This window comes from Streptomyces nigrescens, assembly GCF_027626975.1.
GTDB lineage: Bacteria > Actinomycetota > Actinomycetes > Streptomycetales > Streptomycetaceae > Streptomyces > Streptomyces nigrescens.
This window is the reverse complement of record NZ_CP114203.1, coordinates 2,406,813-2,426,122: the sequence shown is the minus strand read 5'-3', so window position 1 is coordinate 2,426,122 and position 19,310 is coordinate 2,406,813. Positions and strand designations below refer to the sequence as shown.

The following is a 19,310-nucleotide window of genomic DNA, read 5'->3' as shown; positions in this document are numbered from 1 at the left end:
ACCGGTCTGCGCTAGAAGAGCAGACTTGCAACCGCCACCAGGGCCGTCACCAGAAGGTTGGAGACGACTTCGGCAGCGATCTCGATCAGGATCGCGCGGATCCTTTCACGACGCGCAGACTTGTACTCGACCGAGGTCATGGCCACTCCAAAGCAGTGAGATCGGAATGGCAGGGGGACGCCCTACCGGGCATCCACGCTCGCGTCGCGTGTCACCACACGACGGGCACAACCATTCGTCACCCGCAGCTCGTTGGAGCGAACTCAGGAACGCAGCCTCGTACCCTCCGGGAAGGTGCGCAGCGCGATCATGCTATCCCGCGAGTCGGCTCCGAGGGTGTGGATTTCGGGGTGGAGCGCCCGGACCGTGTAGGCATGGCTTCGGGCGCTGTCGGGGGCTAGAGCGCTGGAGGGATCAGTGAGCGGAGCTTTTCGCGGGTTTCCGGGTCCGTCGAGTAGACGATCGTGCCGATCATCCCCCGGGTAAGCAGCACTTTGTAGGTGTTGCGGACGAGGCGGTCGACGTCCTCGTCCGGGGTTGCTTTGGTGAAGGACGGGTCCTTGGAGGCGCTGCGGTCCACCACCCATCGGTCCGTACGCCAGACGAGGTCCGGACCCATGATCACGCCGGACCAGTCGTACTCGAAGCCCTGCGCGGTGTAGACGCACCCGATCTGTCCGAACCCGGCGGGGTCGGTTGCCCAGAGGGGCGCCGGTGGGGCGCCGAGCAGGGCGCGGTCGCCGTAGAGGTTCCACGGTCTGGCCCAGTCGCCGATGACCACATCGCTGGGCAGGGAGTGCATGCGCGAAGTGATCTTCGTCGTCCACTTCCAGCAGTAGCCCGCGGACATACGCGCGCCGTAGCCCTGGGCCCGTCGGGCGGCCAGGAGGTCCTCCAGCTCCTGCGGGCTGTCGGCGGTCAGAAGTCGTACCTTGTCGTCCGGTTCCCACACGGTGGGTGCGTTGCCTTCGAGTCCCAGCAGGTCGACCACCCATCGCAGGTAGGCGTCGCTGCCACCGCATCGGAATTGGCTGTCGAGCCTCACTACCGTGCAGTCCAGGTCCTGTTCGGCCGCAGCCGCCTGGATCTGTTCCACGGTCCCCATCTCGCCCGGACGCACCACCTGGTGCTGGTCCAGCAGGAACACCGGAACCCGGGCGGCGTCCATCAGCTCTGCCACCTGTGGACGGCCGGTACGCAGAGCCGCCTTGGTGTAGCGGTTGGCGGAGGTCTTGCGGAGCCGGTGTGCTTCGTCGCAGACCAGCACGTCCAGGTCGTTCGGTTCGGCCTCCATGAAGCTGTTGAAATATCGGAAGAGCCGCTGGACCTCGGGCTTGCGGGCACCGGCGACCTTGCGCATCGTCTTGGTGAAGGACTGCGAACCGGTGGCGTGCAGGGCCGGCACCCCGCGCCGGTAGAGGTCGCCCAACAGGGAGAGGGCGATCACGCTCTTGCCGGAGCCCGGGCCGCCGGCTACGACGACGACCTGCTTGCGGTTGGACCGCCGGGCCTGTCGGACCGCCGACATGACCGTTTCGTAGGCGAGCCGCTGTTCGTCCAGCAGCACGAACTGCTCCCGATTGCGCACCTCTTCGGCGGCAACGGTCATCAGCTGCCGCGACGGCCGGGCCTTGCCCTGCAGCAGGGCATCGGCTGCCTCGGCACCCGGCTTCGCCGCCAGCCTGGAACGCAGGTAGCCCAGGAACGCGCCGCGCTGATCACCGGTGAACATCCGGCCCCGATGGTCCTCGGAGACCGCGCGCAACCCTGCCACCCCGAACTCGGTCGCGTTGTGCAGATAGGCCACCCCCGCGATCGACTCCGGGATCCGCTCCAATGCTCCGTTGAACGACACGAGATAGTCGCAGTAGCCGCGTACTTGCTCGATCGGATTCAGGACCGGCGCCGGGTAAGCGGGGATGCGGCACCGCAGCGGATCGTCGTCCTCCGGGTAGGCCTCGCTCCACTGCTTGAGTTCGACCACCACGTAAGACGCCCCACCGGTGGCCGGATGCACGCCGGCAAGTATCACGTCCGCACGCTTGCTGGTCAGCGGCAGCCCGTATTCCAGTAGCATTTCGACCTCGCCGAGCCCGGCCTCCACCAACGCGTTGGTCAGCGCGGGGATGCTGCGTTCCCAGGAACGCACTTCCGCCGGCTGGGGCCGATGGCGGTGCTTGTGCAGGAAGTTCTCGGTCAGGAGTTCCGCCAGCCGTCCTTCGAGGTGGGTGCGGTCGGCCAACGATGCCGCGGACTCACGGAACAGCAAGAAAATGCCCCCAGGCAGCACGAAGTGACTCGTGCGGGTGGGGGCATGTCCTTCAGTTCCGCGGAAGCGGAGCGGAAGCCCGTCGGGCCGCTGAGATTATCCCAACCATCCTAGAACAGGGGGTGGATCACGGACCCGGAGTGCACGGACGGCAGTCGAGGCCGGCGACGTGGAACAGACCGCAGAAGTCTCGCAGCCCCCTGGTACGCCCAGGTGTGGTGCCCAGAAGAACTGTCGCGGCCTCACCTACGCCCCCGATGCCCGGCCGGAGCCTGAGCAAGCGCCAGGCGACTCTGGTGTTGCATTGCGGCCGCGCGGCGACACGCGACGGCACGCGGCATCCGGGCAAATGCACGGCGTGTGGCGGTGATTGATGAACCGAGGGGGCTGCGCTGTGGCTGACGCGGAAGTGTCGAGCGGAAGTACCTACGATTGACGGTCGGCGCGTGATCGCCGTTCGGCCGAGGGTTCACCGACCGTGACAGAGGCGACGGACGAGGAAAGGCGCGGGATTACGACAGTTTCAGCTGCTGGAGTCGGTGGCAGTGCGGCGGCGCAGGACGCGCGATGCCGTGACCGGTGCACGGGGGCGATGCCGTCGTGACATGCTCGCCGGATAGGGGTGAGGCTCGGTCGAAGAGTGCCGGCCGTCGGCCGTGACGCTTTGGCCCGTCCACGGTGCGCCCGCTCGGCCGAAGTACCTCGTCCGAACTGCTGTTTCTCCCGATCCCCGCCCGGCCGACGCGATTCCCGTGACGCATCATGCGAGTCGTCGGTGGTGCTGGAGCGGGACGCTGGCAATGACGCATTTTCCCTGATGGGGCGTCAGTAAGCCTGGGCGCCGGCCAGGGTGAGAAACGATAACTCGAACCCCTACGGCCGACATGTGGCCGAGGCGCGTCAAGGAGCCTGGGTGCTCGGCGTGTGCACCATGGGACCGCTACCTCCTGGCGGTCCGGCACACCATTGGGCACATGTCCGCGCAGGTCACTCAGCTGGCCCGCTGTCTCTCTTTGCGGCACGACTGTCATCCGGGCGATGCCGTAGCGGACACCCCTGCTAAAAGGCGCGGTGGGTTGTGGGTCAGTGGGCCGACGCAACGCGGGCGGGTGCGGGCCCCGATCGGCCGGACCGGAAGGTGCAGTTCGGTGCCGATAGGCGAAGGGCCCCGTCGCCGTCATGCAGCGAAAGGGCCCGTCGCGTGTGTGCGTCGCGTGAAGGCGGGACGCCGACCGGGATTGGTTCCCGCCCCGCTGCCGTCCCACCCCACCGTCGCCCGCCCACCAGGGCGGACGACGGCACAAACAGCTTCCGGAATCAGACCGCCGGAGCCGGGTAAGTCGGGTACTCCACCCCGGAGACGTGCTGGACGACGCGGATGACCTGGCAGGAGTAGCCGAACTCGTTGTCGTACCAGAGGTAGAGGATGGCGTTGTCGCCCTCGACCTTGGTGGGGCCGGCGTCGACGATCGAGGCGTGGCGGGAGCCGATGAAGTCGCTGGAGACCGCGTCGGGGGCCGTGGTGAAGTCGATCTGGCGCTTGAGCGGTGAGGTCAGCGAGACGTCGCGGAGGTGGTCGAGGACCTCCTCGCGGGTGGTCTCGCGTCCGAGCTGCAGGCTGAGGATCGCGATCGAGACGTCCGGCACCGGGACGCGGATCGAGCTGCCGGTGATCGTTGCCTTGAGGTCGGGCAGCGCCTTGGCGACGGCGGAGGCGGCACCGGTCTCCGTGATGACCATGTTGAGCGGCGCCGAGCGGCCGCGGCGGTCGGAGTTGTGGTAGTTGTCCAGCAGGTTCTGGTCGTTGGTGAACGAGTGGATGGTCTCCACATGACCGCGCAGGACGCCGTACTCGTCCGCCATCGCCTTCAGCGGCGGGACGATCGCGTTGGTGGTGCAGGACGCGCAGGACAGGATCTGGTCGTCCGGCTTGATCATGTCGTGGTTGACGCCGTGCACGACGTTGGGGACGTCGCCCTTGCCCGGTGCGGTCAGGACGACCTTGGCGATGCCGGGGCGCAGGTGCTTCGACAGGCCCGCGCGGTCGCGCCACTTGCCGGTGTTGTCGATGAGGATGGCGTTGTTGATGCCGTACGCCGTGTAGTCCACCGACGTCGGGTCGTCGGAGTAGATCACCTTGATCTCGTTGCCGTTGGCGATGATCTTGCTGTTCGCCTCGTCAACGGTGATCGTGCCCTGGAACTGGCCGTGGATGGAGTCACGGCGCAGCAGTGAGGCGCGCTTGACGATGTCCTGGTCGCCGCCCCCGCGGACGACGATGGCGCGCAGCCGCAGGCCGTTGCCGGAGCCGGCCTTCTCGATGAGCAGGCGGGCGACCAGGCGGCCGATGCGGCCGAAGCCGTAGAGCACGACGTCGCGCGACTCGCTGCGCTCGATCTTGTTCTCACCCGTGGCGCCGGCGACGGCCTCGGCGGTGAACTCCTCCACCGACAGACCGCGGTCGTCGGTCCGGTACGTCTCGGCGAGCAGGGCGATGTCGATCTGGGAGGGGCCGAGATCGAGCGTGGTGAGGGCCTGCAGGAAGGGCATCGTCTCGGTGACCGAGAGCTCCGTGCCGGCGATCTGCCGGGCGAAACGGTGGGTCTTGAGGATGCTGACCACCGACTTGTTCACCAGGGAGCGGCTGTGCAGCAGGACCGTGACGTCCTGCTCCCGGTGCAGCTTCCCGATGATCGGGATCATCGACTCCGCGATCTCCTCGCGGGTTTTCCAGTTGGTGAACGAGTCGTCATTGACAGTCACAGGCTTATCTTTCGAGCTAGGCGGTGCTCATATGCTAGCGCCCCGCCACTTTAGTCATTCAAACGGTCCCGGTTGAGAGTGGGATGCCGGGCTCGGGCGTCATGGTCATGTCGGGTGCAGCGGGTGGGGGCGGCTCGAGGGAAAGCCCCTGGGTAGAGGTGTCGCGGACGTATTCGTCGGCTGCTCCGGCGAAGCCGGATGGGTGGGGTGTGGGCGGCGGGGCCGACGAGAATGTGACATCGGTGACCCACCGCCGGAGTCAGCGCCCGGATGTCAGCCGGATGTCCTGGGTCCAGGCATCTGTGCGGCCCGACGGGGTGGTCTTGCAGGGGGCCGCGTAGCAGCGCCAGTACCAGGTGCCGTTCTTCCGGCGCCGGATCTCGATCTCCGCGCCCTTGCACCGTCCGCACCGCGGGGGCCGCGCGAACGTCTCCGCGTGTTCGTGCGCCAGCAGCTTCCGTGCGAAGTACGCGCCCCGCATGGTCAGCATCACCTCACGGGTCCAGCTCTGGGAGAGCACGTTGAGGCTGCCGAGCATCACCGTCCGCTCGTCGATCACCGCGATCTTCTGGTGCATGACGTGCATCGGGATCACAATGTGGGCCACGGCGCGCAGGTCCGCGATGAGCGACTGGCTGGTGGCCTTCCGCTGGAGCTGGTCCGTGTCGTCGCGGATGAAGACCTTGATCTGCACACCCCGGTCCGCCGCCGCCCGGAGTTCGGGCAGCAGGGACCGGATCCGGTTCGCGACCCACGGGGCCCAGAGCCACAACGACTGCCGCGCCTGCCGGATCTCCCCGCTGAACGTGCCGTAGAAGTCCCGCTCGTCATCGACTTCCGTCACCTCCACATGCCGGCTCAGCACCTCGGCGAGCGCGGTGCCGAACTCCCCTCGTGAGGGGGTGGGCGCATGGGGCGGGGTGATCAGGTGTTTGGCGTGCAGCACCCGGACGCCTGGGGTGCCGATCAGCGCCGCCAGCTGGGCCAGGGCCATTCCCGGCCGTGCGCCCTTGACCCGCTCGCCACTGGCGATGATGTAGAGGCGGGTCCTGACCCGGGTCACTGCGACGTTGAACAACCGCACGCCGTCGCGCGGCCAGGGGCTGGGGGCCGGCCGGCGGTGAGCATGGGCCATCCACAGTTCACGGCTGTCCGCGCCGCCCTCCACCGTGTCGAAGACGACGATGTCGAACTCCCGGCCTTGGAACTTGTGGGCCGTGCCGACCTCGGCCGGCGCCGCGCCCGTGCCCTCCACGTCCCGCAGTGCCTCCAGGGTGGCGTCGGCCTGGACGCGGTACGGCGTGACGACGCCCGCCTCCTCGCCCTGCTCGCGATGGAGCTCCACCAGCGCCCGGGCGATCAGGGAACCGGCCGGCCACCAGCCCTTCCGGCTGCCGGTCGGATGGGCCCGGGCCAGCTCGTGCAGGCCGTCGGTGTCGATCAGGACGATCTCGGGGTCGTGGGCGGGCCGCTCGTACGAGGCCTGGGCCCCGCCCCGCAGGACTCCGCCGTACGCGAGATCGTTGGCCAGCTTCATCACGGCCGGGCCAAAACGGTGCTGCTCGGTGAGGGTGACACAGGCCGGATGCGCCTGCGCGTCCGCCGGCTCACTGATCCCGCAGTGCTGGAAGACGTCGGGGAGCAGCCACCTCTTGATGTCGTCGCGGTCCTGGTCCTTGAGCGCGGCGGGTATGACGGGGCCCAGCTGCATGAAGTCCCCGAGCAGGACGGCGGCCCGGTCGGCCTTGCCGGTGGCGAGCAACACCTCGGGCAGGGTGGCGGCGCCGGCCTCGTCGACGAGGACGACGTCGTACGGGCCCTCGAAGACCGCCCGGTTCGTGCGGAACCGGGCCAGGGTCGTGGCGACCAGCTTGGCGGCCTTGATGATCTCGCCCTGGGCGTTGCGGGCGAGGCGTTCGTACTCCTCCTGGAGCTCCTGGTACCGACTCTCCAGCTCCCCACGGCGGGCGGTGTCGGCGGCCACGGCCGGGCGTAGCCGTTCGGCCCGGTCGTGCCGGGCCGGCCAGCCCCTCCGCCCGGCGCGTTCGGTCAGATCCTGGGCCTCCTGGGCCTGCTCTGCGGCCCGGCCGGCGCGGGCCGCCTCCTGTTGGCGGGCCGCCCGCTGCTGCCGGGCGTCCTCCGCTGCTGTCCGCTTGGCCTCGGCGTCCGCTTCTAGGGTGCTGATCTGCTCCATGGTGAGGGGAATGCTGTCGGTCAAGGCCGTGATCCGGGCGCTGAGCGTCGCCACGTGCGCGGTCGCTGTGGCGCGGGCTTCGCGCGCCGTCAGCCGAGCCGCGGCGGCCTGCTCCTCGGCCTCCACCACCTGCCTCCGGAGTTCGGCGATCTTCTTGCGTGCGCGCCGTTTGGCTATCGTGCCCAGGCCTTCGAGCCGCGCCAACTCCTCGCTCGGGGCGCGGCAGCGGTCCTCCGCGATCAGCGCGTCCGCCTCGCGGTGCTCCGCGGCCTGCCGGACCTGAACGACTTCCCCGGAGAGCTGGTCCGCTTGCCGCCACTGGGCGCGGGACGGCTCCGCCGCCGAGACGCGGGCGGTGGCCGTCTCGGCGACCGATACGGCGTCATCCAGCCGGCGGTCCGCTTCGGCGAGCCGGCTGCGGGCGTGGGGCACGCGCGCCAGCACGGACGCGAGGTCCTGGCCGGGCGTGCGCAGTAGCTTCAGCGCGGCGAAGTACGACACGGAGTCAAAACCGGCCAGCGCGCTGTCCAGTGCCGCCAACTCCTCGGCCCGGGCCCGGATCGCGACGAGCTCGGCCTCGATCGTGCTGCGTCGCCCGGCAGTTTCCGATAAGCGCGCCTGAACCATCAGCGGCAGGGAGACGGACGTGTCCTCGGCCACCTCCCGAAGGTGCGGCGGGCCCACGCGGACGATGTCACCCGGGGCGTGGCGCTTCTCCCGCACCACACCCAGCAGGGCGTTGTCCACGGCGATATTGGTCGCGGAGACCAGCAGAACCCGTGCGCCCCGAGCGAGGAGATCGCCGATGGCACGCTTGAGCACGGCGGTCTTGCCGGTTCCTGGAGGGCCCCACACCAGGTGGACGCCTTCGCCCAGGCAGGCCCGGTAGGCGTCCCCTTGCGCGGGGTGAAAGCCGGGCGGGTCCACATCGCGTGCCGGCGCTCCGCCGATGGCCCGGGCTGCCAGCGCGGCGGCCAGAGGGTGTTCGCCGAGACCGGCGATGCCGTCGCGCAGGGCCTCGACGAGGAACGTGGGCGGCTGCTTCAGCATCCACAGGTGCGGATCCGTGATCTCGGCGAATTCGGCTACGCACAGGGTGAGCAGGGAGCCCTTCTGCACTGTCCCGGAGACAGCGAAGCCCTTCTCCTCGATGCCGTCGTCGTCCGGGCCGGCCAGCCGCAGGCAGTCGAGTTGGTCCGGGCCGATATCGGTGCCGCGCAGGTCCACCGCGTACTGACCGGGTTCACCGGTCCGGGCGGCCCGCCCGACGCGCTGCCAGCGGGGCTGCCGGCCGGCACCGCCCTCGACTGCGATCCACTCGCCGAGCGCCGCGGCGATCTCCTCACGCCACCCCACGTACCCCCCTATCCCCCCGCCCGGAATCAGATCGGCACACTACCCAGCCGCGTGAACTGGCACACGGAGGGGCGCTGGGGGCGCGGAGCGGGTTGGTGGGGCCATGGCAACCCGGATGCCCTCGGCCGGTCAGCCGGTCAGCCGGTCAGCCGCTCAGCCGGTCGGCCGATGGCATGGCCTGGCGTCCTCCATTGGCGTGGCCGACGGGAGGACTTCGGAGGACTTCCTCCGCATCGGGTTCGGCGAGAATTCCTGAGCGGGTGGCTGAAGGAGCGGGGCATTTCTGCCCTCCTGGCCGTGGCATTGCCTGCTGAAAAGTGGTCGGGAGCGGGCTGCCTCTGCCTGGGAAAGGGCCCGGAGGTGGGAGGGGCTCTGCGCTGGTCGCTGTTTTGGAGACAGGTGCGGGGGCAGCAGAGCACTGTCGGGGTGACCGGCACGGTGGAGGGTTTCGGAATTGCTTCCCTTTGGTGGGGAGTGGTGGCGAGGCCAGGTCTTCTTTTGCGTCGTGTGGAAGGGATGTTGTATGAGTGCCAATGTCTGGGGATACCTTCCCGATTCCGGGTACCGGGCGGGCACGGTCCTTGTGGGGTACGGCGTCGAAGCTGTCGACGGGAGCATCGGCAAGGTCGACAAGCATTCCGACGAGGTGGATTCCGCGCACCTTGTCGTCGATACGGGACCGTGGATCCTCGGGCGGCGCGTCGTGCTGCCGGCCGGCACCGTGACCGGCATTGACCAGCAGGAGCAGAAGGTCTACGTGGGCCGCACCAAGGACGAGATCAAGGGGGCACCCGACTTCGAGAGCGCCGGGCACGAGAGCAGTGCGGATTACCTGCACCAGGTCGGGGTCTATTTCGGGGGATTTCCTCTGGTGTGAGGCGTGTTGCGCCGGGTGGCGGGGCCGGCTGTCATCCGTGGGTCGGTGGGTCGGCCCGCGTCCGCGCTCGCCCGTGTTGTGGGACATACCGTGCGCAGTCGGGCTCCGTGCCGCGGTGTCATTCCCTGTGACGTCCTTCACCGCAGCCGTCCTGTGGCCGGCTCCTGCACGCCGTTGAGGGTGAGGTCAGGGGCCGCGCCGGTGTTTCGGCACCGAGTCGTGGAGAGTGCAGAGTGAACTCCGCGGTCCGGGGAAGCCGTCAAAGAACCTTCTCGTCGAAGTAGCCTTTTGCGTGGCCCTCGCAACGGGTGGCGGGTGAGCTCCATGGCGTTGTGGTCGATCGGGCGTGAGGTGAGAGGTGTGACGGGCACGCAGCAGACCCCGGTGAACAAGGCGGCGGAGGCGCGGGACAGCGTTCAGGAGCTGCTGAGCGCGCACCGTCCGCGGGTCGATGAACTCTCCATGATCGACGCACTGCTGGTCACCTCGGAATTGGTCACCAATGCCCAGCGTCATGGTGCTGGACTCGCCGGCTTCTCCGCCCGGATCGCGACCGGTGTTCTGGAAGTGACCGTCGCCGATAACAGCCCCCGTCATCCCGCCACGGCCATCGGGCGCGACAAATTCGGGGTCGGTGGATATGGGTGGCCGATGATTCAGAAACTCACCTCCTGTGTCGTCATCGTCCCCGCCGATGGCGGCAAGGCCATTACCGTCACCGTTCCTCTCAGGTGTGACCGCACGGCCGACTGAAGGCGCTGCCGTCGAAGCGGCATTTCGTGGTGCGCCGGTCCTGGCGCACCAGTAGGTACTGTCACTGGCGCGATGCCGGCAACCCCTGAAGGGCGGCGGGCCGATGAAGGGTGCCAGGGGGCCGTCCGTCTCGTCGTAAGGCAACCCTTTTGGTGTTTTGGTGTGCGGTAAAGCCGAGGCGACGATGCGTCATCCTCGGTGCCCGCCGGCTGAGTGTTCGCCCGCTGTGACGTCCGCAATGAGGCCTGAGAGTATTGCCGTCCTGCCGTGCGAGAAGGAAGTGCCCCGACCGGCAATGCCCGCCCGGAGGGTGGGCGAGGGATGCAGCGTCGCTATGGCGGTTCGGGCGCATTGAGGTGGAATAGTGTGATGCAGGGAGTACCTGTAAGAGCGGCCGAGGCGCGCAACTTCGTGCACGACCTGCTGCACAAGATAGGCAGCCCGGTCGATGATCTGGCCCTCGTCGACGCCCTGCTGGTGACCACGGAGCTGGTCACCAATGCCCAGCGGCACGGGGGCGGGCTCACCGGGTTCACCGCGCGGATCGTCGAGGGGTACCTGGAAGTGGCGGTCGAGGACGGCAGCGCGCACTGCCCCACCGCCGCCACCCCGCGCGCCCCCGGAGCCACGGGTGGATACGGCTGGCCCCTGATACAACGGCTGGCCCGCAGCGTCGACATCACCGCGACCGTGACCGGCAAGACCATTCGCGTCACCTTGCCCCTTTGATGCTGTCTGACGCGTCTGACGCGTGTGAAGCCGTCTGATGCCGTCGTCCTGTTCCTTGGCTCGTGAGCCGGCGGGCTGACTTGGGACGGTAGGCGACACAGTCACCCCAGCCACCCCAAACCGGCTACCCCTATGGCCAGTCGGGGCGGCACGGTCCTTCTGGGTGCCCCGGGCGACGATTGCCATCCTCGGTGTCCGTGCGGGATGGTTGCCGAAGGGGAACGGTCTCTGCCGGTTCGGTGAGGTGATGGGGTGCACTCGGTGAGCCTCGCGTGGTGAAGAGTTCCGGCGTATCCGCCGCGACCGCGACAGCGACCGCGTCCGTGGCCGGCGTCGATGTCGGTGCCGCCTGGCAATCCGCACCCCACCCCGTACTGGTCATCAGCCCGTCCGGTGTGGTGCGCGCGGTCAATGACGCCGCTGCGCCGCTGTTCCCGGCCATGAGGGCGGGTGCACCGTTCGATGATGCCCCGGCCCGCTGGCTCGCCGACGCCCATCAGCGCTTCACCGACCCCCTGCGGTCCGAGGACGGCGATCCGGTGCGCGGCCCCGTAGGGGACCGGAGCTTCGAAGCCCGCCCGAGCCGCGCGGAGAACGGCGACGTGGTGTGGTGGCTGGTCGATGACACCGCCCGCCGGTCGGCGGAGGACGCCCTGCGCGCGGAGCGCGAGCGCACCGGGTTCCTCGCCCAGGCGTCGACGGAGCTTCTCGCCTCCCTGAATGCCGGCCGGTGCATGGACGTCACTGCCCGACTGGCCGCGCAGCATCTGGCGGACGCCGCCGTCGTGGTCACCCCGCCCTCCGGACGGCGGTGGACGGTGAGCTTCTGCGGCCCGGACGGACAGGTGGTGCGCGACAAGGCCGTTGCCGACCCCGCCTCCGTGCCGGGGCTGGCCGAGGCCCTGCGGGGGTTTCCCCCCGTACCGTCGCGCTGGATAGACCCGGCGGCCGTGCCGGACCGGTTCAAGCCGTCCGCGCTCGGTGACATCGGCTCGGTGGTGGTCACCCCGCTCCCCGGGCACGGTGTGGCGGCCGGCGCGCTGATCCTCATGAGGCGTTCCGGCCACGCCGCGTTCAACGAGAGCGAAGAGACCTTCGCCCGGCTGTTCGCCGCCCGCGCCGGAGCGGCGATGTCCGCCGCGCGGCTCTACGCGGAACAGGCGGCCATCACCCGGACGTTGATGCGGGAGCTGTTGCCGCCCCGGCTGGAGCAGGTCAGCGGAGTGGAGTTCGCCGGCGGATACCGGGCCTCGAACGACACCGACCGCGTGGGGGGCGACTTCTACGACGTGCACGCGGGGGCCGGGCCCGACGAGGAGTCGCTGGTCGTCCTCGGGGATGTGTGCGGCAAGGGGCTGGAGGCCGCGGTACAGACCGGCAAGATCCGCAACACCCTGCATGCGCTGCTGCCGCTGGCCACCGATCATCAACGGGTGCTGCGGCTGCTCAACGGTGCGCTGCTCGATTCCGACCACACACGGTTCGCCACCCTGGTCCTTGCCTCGGTGGCGCGGCGGGGCGGCACCGTCCGGCTGAGGGTGACCAGCGCCGGACACCCCGCGCCGCTGGTCGTCCGGGTCGACGGCCGGGTGGAGGAAGCCGACACCCGCGGTTCCCTTGTCGGCGCGCTGCCGGAGGTGACCTCCAAGACGGCCTCGCTCGACCTTGCGCCCGGGGAGTCATGTCTGCTGTACACCGACGGGATCACCGAAGCGATGGGCGGGCCGATGGGCGAGGAGCTCTTCGGCGAGGAACGTCTGCGGTCCGCTTTGAGCGAGTGCGCGGGCCTGCCGGCCGAAGCGGTCGTGGAGCGGATCCGGATGCTCGCCGCCCAGTGGGTGGGGACCGGCCGGCATGACGACATGGCCGTGGTCGCCATCACCGCGCCCCACCATGCGCACCTCAGCGCCGTGGACGGCCACACCCGGGGCAGGTACACGGCATGAACACCGTTACTGCCACGGCGGGTGTGCCGAGGACCGCCGAGGGCCCGGAGGCGGGGGCGGAGTCGGAGTCGGACGCCGGCCCGTTCCGCCGCGTATGCCCGGGGTCCATGGGCGGACGGCCGCCGGGTAGGTGTGCGTCATGACCCTCTCGCCCGCTCCGATGACGGAAAGCCTGGCCGGCTACGTCGACCACCTGTGGGACGCGGTCGTGGCCGTGGACGAGCACACGGCCGTCCGCGGGGTTTTCGACGCGGTGGACGCGGGGGTTCCGCCGGAGGACGTGCTGCTCGACATCATCGCCCCCGTCCAGCACCGGGTCGGTGAGCACTGGGCGGCGAACAGGATGACGGTGGCACAGGAGCACGCCGCCACGGCCATCAACGACCGGGTCATCGCGGCCCTCGCGCATCACCGGCCACCGGCCGCCGCGGCGGAGCGGGGACGTATCACGGTGGCCTGCGTGGACGGTGAATGGCATGCGCTGCCCGCCCGACTCCTCGCCGAGGTGCTGCGGCTGCGGGGCTGGCGGGTGGACTTCCTCGGTGCGCAGGTGCCCGCGCCGCATCTGATCGCCCATCTGCACCGGACCGGGCCGCAGGCCGTCGGGCTGTCCAGCTCGATCGCCACCCGGCTTCCCACCGCACACGCGGCGATCACCGCCTGCCAGGCCGTGGCCGTCCCCGTCCTGGTCGGCGGCGCAGCCTTCGGTCCCGACGGCCGCTACGCCCGGCTGCTCGGTGCCGACGCCTGGGCGCCGGACGCCCGCACCGCCGCCGACTTCCTCTCCCACGGTATGCCGGACACCAGGCCACCCGCACTCGGGCACCAGCCCGTCGACGACCTGCCGCACCTGTCCGACCAGGAGTACTCCCTGGTGGCCCGCACCGCCCCCCAACTGGTCAAGGAGACCCTGACGCAGCTGGAGGAACGCTTCCCCGCCCTGCGCGACTACTCCGAACGGCAGCGGCAGCACACCGCGGAAGACCTCGCGCACATCACCGACTTCCTCGCCACCGCGCTCTACACGGACGACGACGAACTGTTCACCGGCTTTCTCACCTGGACCCGGTTGATCCTCACGACCCGCGGAGTTCCCGCCCACTCACTGCACCCGGCGCTGGACGCACTCTCGGCTCAGCTCAAGGACTTCCCCCGGGCTCGGCGCATCCTCGGCCATGCCCGCCGCAGCCTCGACACCGGCACCAGGACCGGCCCTGGCACCGGCCCCGGCACCAGGGTCGACACCGGCACCGGCCCCGGCACTGGCACCGGCACCAGGATCGACACCAGGACCGACACCGGCCCCAGCTCCGGCCTCGGGTCCTCCGTATGACCGTGCCCCCGTCCGACGACCGCAGCGCCACCATCGCGACCCCGGACCGGCACACCGCCCACCTCCACCTCTCCGGGGACCTCGACCACACCACCGCGGACGAGCTGCTCGCCCTGGCCGTCCGGCAGATCGCCGCGCAGCCCGGTCTCCGTGACCTCCACCTCAACTGCGCGCAGGTGCGGGCCTGCGACCCGATGGGGCTCTCCGTGCTGCTGGCCCTCCACCGCCGGACCAGCGCCGCCGGGATCCATCTCCATCTCGACGACCGCCCGCCCGCGCTGGACCGCCTTCTGACGGTCACCGGCACCCTCGGCCCCCTCACCTCCCCGCCGGGACGGAGCAGTTCCACTACGGGCTGACGCGCGCCACCACGGAACGGCGGCTCTTGCCGAAGGGCGTCGGCTCATGAACCTGCTCCGCCGGGGCATACGCGAGTTCAGCGCTCCTTCCCGACCAGGGCTGGGGCGGGTACTCAAGGGCCGACGCTGAACGAGGCGTAAGTGCCCGCGAATTGTCTGCGGATGCGTACGGACGGGCCGTTCGGATTCCCCGTATCGCGGCCGTACCGCCCCTGCCGAGAGGGGCAGTTGATGAGAGACGACCGCACGGCAGGAGAAGCGTCAGCGTCAGGGGGCCGCGGTATATGAACGACCGGCAAAAGCCGTCGGACGGAGTGGCGGGCGAGGACTATCTTCCGCTTGCCGAACACGGGCTGATCGGCGATCTGCGGACCGCGGCGCTGGTCGGGACCGACGGCCGGATCAGCTGGTTCTGTGCGCCGCGGTTCGACTCGCCCAGCATTTTCGGATCGCTGCTCGATGCCGCGGACGGCGGACACTGGCAGATCAGCCCCGTCGGGGACGTCGCCAAACGCCAGCAGTACTACTTTCCCGACACCAATATCCTCATGACGCGGATGCTGACCGGGAACGGCATCGTCGAGATCCAGGACTTCATGCCGATACGGGCGGAGGGGGACCGGAATCATCGGCAACGGCTGGTGCGGCGGGTGGTCAGTGTGCGGGGCAGCTCGCGTATCAGGACCGTCATCGCACCGCGGATGAATTACGGCCGGGATCCGCACAAGGTGGAAACGCAGCCGCACGGTGTGCGTTTCACCAGTGAGGCGCTGGAACTCTCGCTCCAGGCAAATGTGACCCTGCGGACCGAAGGCCAGGATGCCCTCGGCGACTTCGACCTGGCGGAAGGCCAATCCGCGCTGTTCGTGCTGGAGTCCGGCAAACCCACTCGCGCCGAACCCGCCGTCGATCTGGTCGATACCCGGGCCGCCGAGGAGCTGTTCCGGTCCACCGTACGGTTCTGGCGCCAGTGGCTGAGCCAGTCCACTTACACCGGCCGCTGGCGCGAGATGGTGCACCGCTCCGCGCTGACCCTCAAACTCCTCACCCACGAGCCCACCGGAGCCATTGTCGCCGCACCGACCCTCGGGCTTCCCGAACAACTCGGCGGCGAACGGAACTGGGACTATCGCTATGTCTGGATCCGTGACGCGGCCTTCTCCCTCCACGCCCTGCTTCGCCTGGGCTTCACCCGCGAGGCACAGGCCTTCATCAGCTGGCTGACCTCGTGTCTGCGCCCTGCGCACGACGGTGACCACGGCCCGTTACGGGTGCTGTATTCCATCGACGGCGATGCCGAAATGACCGAGCATGTCCTCGACCACTGGGAGGGCTACCGGGGATCCGCCCCGGTCCGGGTCGGGAACGGTGCCGCCGGGCAGCTCCAGCTCGATATCTACGGCGAACTCTTCGACTCCGTCTATCTGTTCAACAAACACGGTGCCGGGATTTCACATGAGAGCTGGATGGACCTGTGCGCCATTCTCGACTGGCTGCTGGAGCACTGGGACAGCCCCGATGCGGGCATCTGGGAGACCCGTGCCGGACAACAGCGCCACACCTATTCGCGGTTGATGTGCTGGGTGGCGGTGGAGCGCATGATCAGAATGGCCCGGCAACGTGGTGTGCCGGGTGATCTGGGACGTTGGATGTCGGTACGCGACACGATCTATCACCAGATCATGGACCAGGGCTGGAACGCGGAGGAAGAGACCTTTGTCCAACGCCTCAGCGGGGAGCCGGGGCAGCCGCCGGAGAACATTCTGGACGCCTCGCTCCTGGTGATGCCCATGGTGAAGTTCTTGTCGCCGGACGATCCGAGGTTCCGCTCCACCGTGAAGGCCATCGGCGAGAACCTCGTCACCGACAGCCTGGTCTTCCGCTACGACCCGAAGGTCTCTCCCGACGGCCTGGACGGCACGGAGGGGACCTTCTCGATCTGCTCGTTCTGGTGGGTCGAGGCGCTCTCCCGCACCGGCCGGATCGAAGAAGCCAGGGTGGCGCTGGAGAAGATGTTCACCTACGCCAATCACCTCGGTCTGTACGCGGAGCAGATAGGGATGACGGGCGAACATCTGGGGAATTTCCCCCAGGCGCTCACCCATCTCGCGCTGATCAGCGCGGCCACCAGCCTGGACGACTTCATGGGCTGAGCCGCCCTTCCCCGGCCGCCGGGCGCCCACCGCGCCCGCCACCGGCCGGGCTCCGGGATTCCTCGGATGCCGCCGCGCGGGAAACGCCCGCTGCTGACGGAATGGAGTCCGTTGCCGACTCGACTGCGGGCATACTGACCGGCGGTGCCGCAGGAGCACAATTTCCGGAGCGAAGCGCTGTCCATCCCAGGAAAACTGAAGGGCAGAAAGACCGTGGCTGACTTTCTCACCGACATCACCACCCTCCGCGACCGCGCCCGCCGCGAGATCGAAAAGGGGCCGGTCACCGAAGCGTACGGAGCCGATCTGGAGCGCGTTCTGCAGGTGCTGAACGAGGCGCTGGCCACGGAAATCGTGTGCACCCTGCGGTACAAGCGGCACTATTACACGGCTTCCGGTCTCTATTCGGAGCCGGTCGCGGCGGAGTTCCTGGAACACGCCGCACAGGAGCAGGAACACGCCGACAAGGTGGCGCAGCGCATCGTTCAGCTCGGCGGGAAGCCCGACTTCAACCCGGAAACCCTGACGCAGCGGGCGCACGCCGGGTACGACGCCAGCGACGACCTCCTGGAGATGATCAAGGAAGACCTGGTGGCCGAACGTGTGGCCATCGCCTCGTACACGGAAATCACGAAGTGGCTGGGTGACGGCGACCCGACCACACGACGCGTATTCGAAGAACTGCTGGCGCAGGAGGAAGAGCACGCGGACGATCTGCGGGGGCTGCTGGAACGCATTCCGCAGGACAAGCAGGCCGATTGACGGGCGTCGCGGGGCGGCCGGCAGCGGTGCCGCGTAATTGGCCTGATCATGGCGATCGGCGGCGGTGCTTCGCGATGCCGGGCGAGGGTGGGCGGCGGCAGGTGCGTCCGCCGCTCCGGGCCCCGGTGAGCAGGGCGGTGGGCCTCAGGACCCCAGCGCGCCCGGCATGTCGTCGGCCAGCGTGAAGTATCCGGCGGTGCCGGTGACATCGAAGAGCCGGCGGACGACCTCGTGGAACGGGCCGGCGACGACGAGCTTGCGCTGCTGCCGGTGATGGGCGCGCTGGGCGGCAAGCAGGACGTGCAGCACCGTGGAGTCGGCGAAGTCGGTGAGCGACAGATCGACGACGGTACGTGGAGCGCCGGAATCCTCCGCCAGCGCGCAGGCCTCTTCCAGTAGAGGGGCGCTGTCGTGATCGAGGGACCCGCTGACGCGGACGACAAAGGCCTCGTCCTCGACAGCGTGGGTCACCACAGCCGGTGTATGAACGTACATGGGCGACAGCATGCCATGCCTTTCGGGCACAGGTTCTAGTGCGGTCTCCGGTTCGGCCAGGCCGAAGACCGTCCCCTGTATGGCCCCGCCGTCAGATGCCGCAGCGCGTCCGGGAACGGACGCGATAGCCCTCGTTGGGAGTGCGCCGCGGCGACGGAAACATTTCTCATGAATCATTCAGGAATTCCGCAGATGGTCCTCACCGGTCCACCGGCTGCGCCACTCAGCGGGGTGATTGTTCCAGCGATGCGCATAAGGACCGTAGTGCCGGGCAACAGGCCTGCTCAACGACCTGAATCCCGGAGGTGGAGCATGAACACGGTTTTCGAGGACGTATGTGACACACCCCTGCAGGCGCCTTATGACGCGCCGTCACCGCGGGCCGGAAGATATTCCACCACGCTTCCGCGCATCGAGGACACCGGGAGTGTGACTCCCCATGACGCCAAGGCGCTGACGCCGCTGTTCTTCGAGCGGCTCGCGGAACTCGAAGAGGGCACCCCCGAGTATCAGTACGCCCGCAATACGCTCATCGAGATGAACTTGTCCCTGGTGCGCTATGTGGCCTCCCGGTACAGGAGTCACAGTGACCAGATGGAGGACATCGTCCAGGTCGGCACCATCGGTCTCATCAAGGCCATCGACCGGTTCGACCTCTCCCGCCGCACGGATTTCGCGGCGTTCGCCATTCCCCATGTCCTCGGGGAGATCAAGCGGTTCTTCCGCGACACCAGCTGGGCCGTCCATGTCCCGCGCCGTCTGCAGGAACTCCGCATCGACCTGGCCCAGGCGATGGAGCATCTGTCCGCCCTCCTTGACCGGGAACCCACCGTCAAAGAGCTGGCCGAGCACCTGCAGCTCACGGAAGAGGAGATCATCGAGGGCATCGTGGCCGGCAACGGCTACACGGCCGTCTCCCTGCACCTCTCCTGCGACGGCGAGTCGACGCAGGGCGCCGGCGGACCCGCCTTCGCCGACCTTCTCGGCGCGACCGACCCCGCCACGGAGCACGTCGAGGACCGGTACGCCCTGGCCTCACTCCTGCAACAGCTCGACGAGCGCGACCGGCTGATCGTGCATCTGCGCTTCGACCGGGAGATGACCCAGGCCCAGATCGGTGCGGTGCTCGGTATCTCCCAGATGCATGTCTCCCGACTGCTCACCCGCATCATCAAGCAGCTGCGCAAGGGCATGCTCGGCCAGCAGTGACCCCGCCGGGACCGCCTTCGGCGCCCGGGCCGCACGGCTCCCGACGGTGAGTCACGAAGGCCGCCCGCAGTGCCGGGCCCGCCCACTCCTGTGCAGCGCGGAGTGCCCTGCA

At 68.8% G+C, this 19,310-nt stretch carries 14 protein-coding genes; 9 read left to right on the top strand and 5 right to left on the bottom strand.

Annotated features, from left to right (window positions below; all coding sequences use genetic code 11):
* Positions 1-11: 11 nt before the first annotated feature.
* The 4 genes from STRNI_RS10910 to STRNI_RS10895 form a co-directional block, all read right to left on the bottom strand.
* Positions 12-140 carry a DUF6408 family protein gene (locus STRNI_RS10910; RefSeq protein ID WP_229838396.1) on the bottom strand — a complete coding sequence of 43 codons (129 nt, stop codon included), beginning with the start codon at positions 138-140 and terminating at the stop codon, positions 12-14.
* A 257-nt stretch (positions 141-397) separates the two neighbouring features.
* On the bottom strand, positions 398-2,269 hold the full coding sequence (locus tag STRNI_RS10905; RefSeq protein ID WP_167540504.1) for a DUF2075 domain-containing protein: 1,872 nt from the start codon (positions 2,267-2,269) through the stop codon (positions 398-400).
* Between the two features lie 1,317 nt (positions 2,270-3,586).
* Positions 3,587-5,032 carry a glyceraldehyde-3-phosphate dehydrogenase gene (locus STRNI_RS10900; RefSeq protein ID WP_018088780.1) on the bottom strand — a complete coding sequence of 482 codons (1,446 nt, stop codon included), beginning with the start codon at positions 5,030-5,032 and terminating at the stop codon, positions 3,587-3,589.
* Positions 5,033-5,291: 259 nt separating this feature from the next.
* Entirely contained in the window at positions 5,292-8,582 is a 3,291-nt protein-coding gene (locus tag STRNI_RS10895) for an AAA domain-containing protein (RefSeq protein ID WP_277411097.1), read from the bottom strand.
* A gap of 523 nt (positions 8,583-9,105) precedes the next feature.
* Here STRNI_RS10895 and STRNI_RS10890 point away from each other — a divergent pair.
* The 8 genes from STRNI_RS10890 (at position 9,106) to STRNI_RS10855 (ending at position 17,494) form a co-directional block, all read left to right on the top strand.
* Positions 9,106-9,459 carry a PRC-barrel domain containing protein gene (locus STRNI_RS10890; RefSeq protein ID WP_277411096.1) on the top strand — a complete coding sequence of 118 codons (354 nt, stop codon included), beginning with the start codon at positions 9,106-9,108 and terminating at the stop codon, positions 9,457-9,459.
* 360 nt (positions 9,460-9,819) lie between these two features.
* The gene (locus tag STRNI_RS10885; RefSeq protein ID WP_093643392.1) at positions 9,820-10,212 is read left to right on the top strand and encodes an ATP-binding protein; all 393 of its coding nucleotides are present in this window, start codon (positions 9,820-9,822) and stop codon (positions 10,210-10,212) included.
* Between the two features lie 369 nt (positions 10,213-10,581).
* Complete coding sequence (locus tag STRNI_RS10880) at positions 10,582-10,941, top strand: ATP-binding protein (RefSeq protein ID WP_109893326.1); 360 nt, start codon at positions 10,582-10,584, stop codon at positions 10,939-10,941.
* A 272-nt stretch (positions 10,942-11,213) separates the two neighbouring features.
* Positions 11,214-12,887, top strand: a complete 1,674-nt coding sequence (locus STRNI_RS10875) for a PP2C family protein-serine/threonine phosphatase (RefSeq protein ID WP_277411095.1) — start codon at positions 11,214-11,216, stop codon at positions 12,885-12,887.
* 139 nt (positions 12,888-13,026) lie between these two features.
* Complete coding sequence (locus STRNI_RS10870) at positions 13,027-14,220, top strand: cobalamin B12-binding domain-containing protein (protein ID WP_277411094.1); 1,194 nt, start codon at positions 13,027-13,029, stop codon at positions 14,218-14,220.
* Positions 14,217-14,579, top strand: a complete 363-nt coding sequence (locus STRNI_RS10865) for an STAS domain-containing protein (RefSeq protein ID WP_277411093.1) — start codon at positions 14,217-14,219, stop codon at positions 14,577-14,579. The genes STRNI_RS10870 and STRNI_RS10865 overlap by 4 nt, the downstream gene beginning before the upstream one ends.
* Before the next feature lie 284 nt (positions 14,580-14,863).
* On the top strand, positions 14,864-16,732 hold the full coding sequence (locus STRNI_RS10860; RefSeq protein WP_277411092.1) for a glycoside hydrolase family 15 protein: 1,869 nt from the start codon (positions 14,864-14,866) through the stop codon (positions 16,730-16,732).
* A 213-nt stretch (positions 16,733-16,945) separates the two neighbouring features.
* Complete coding sequence (locus STRNI_RS10855) at positions 16,946-17,494, top strand: ferritin-like domain-containing protein (protein WP_274740671.1); 549 nt, start codon at positions 16,946-16,948, stop codon at positions 17,492-17,494.
* A gap of 144 nt (positions 17,495-17,638) precedes the next feature.
* Here STRNI_RS10855 and STRNI_RS10850 read toward each other — a convergent pair whose 3' ends face one another.
* The gene (locus STRNI_RS10850) at positions 17,639-17,965 is read right to left on the bottom strand and encodes an STAS domain-containing protein (protein ID WP_272595473.1); all 327 of its coding nucleotides are present in this window, start codon (positions 17,963-17,965) and stop codon (positions 17,639-17,641) included.
* A 336-nt stretch (positions 17,966-18,301) separates the two neighbouring features.
* Here STRNI_RS10850 and STRNI_RS10845 point away from each other — a divergent pair, with 336 nt between their 5' ends.
* Entirely contained in the window at positions 18,302-19,198 is an 897-nt protein-coding gene (locus STRNI_RS10845; RefSeq protein ID WP_274738475.1) for a SigB/SigF/SigG family RNA polymerase sigma factor, read from the top strand.
* Positions 19,199-19,310: the final 112 nt, after the last annotated feature.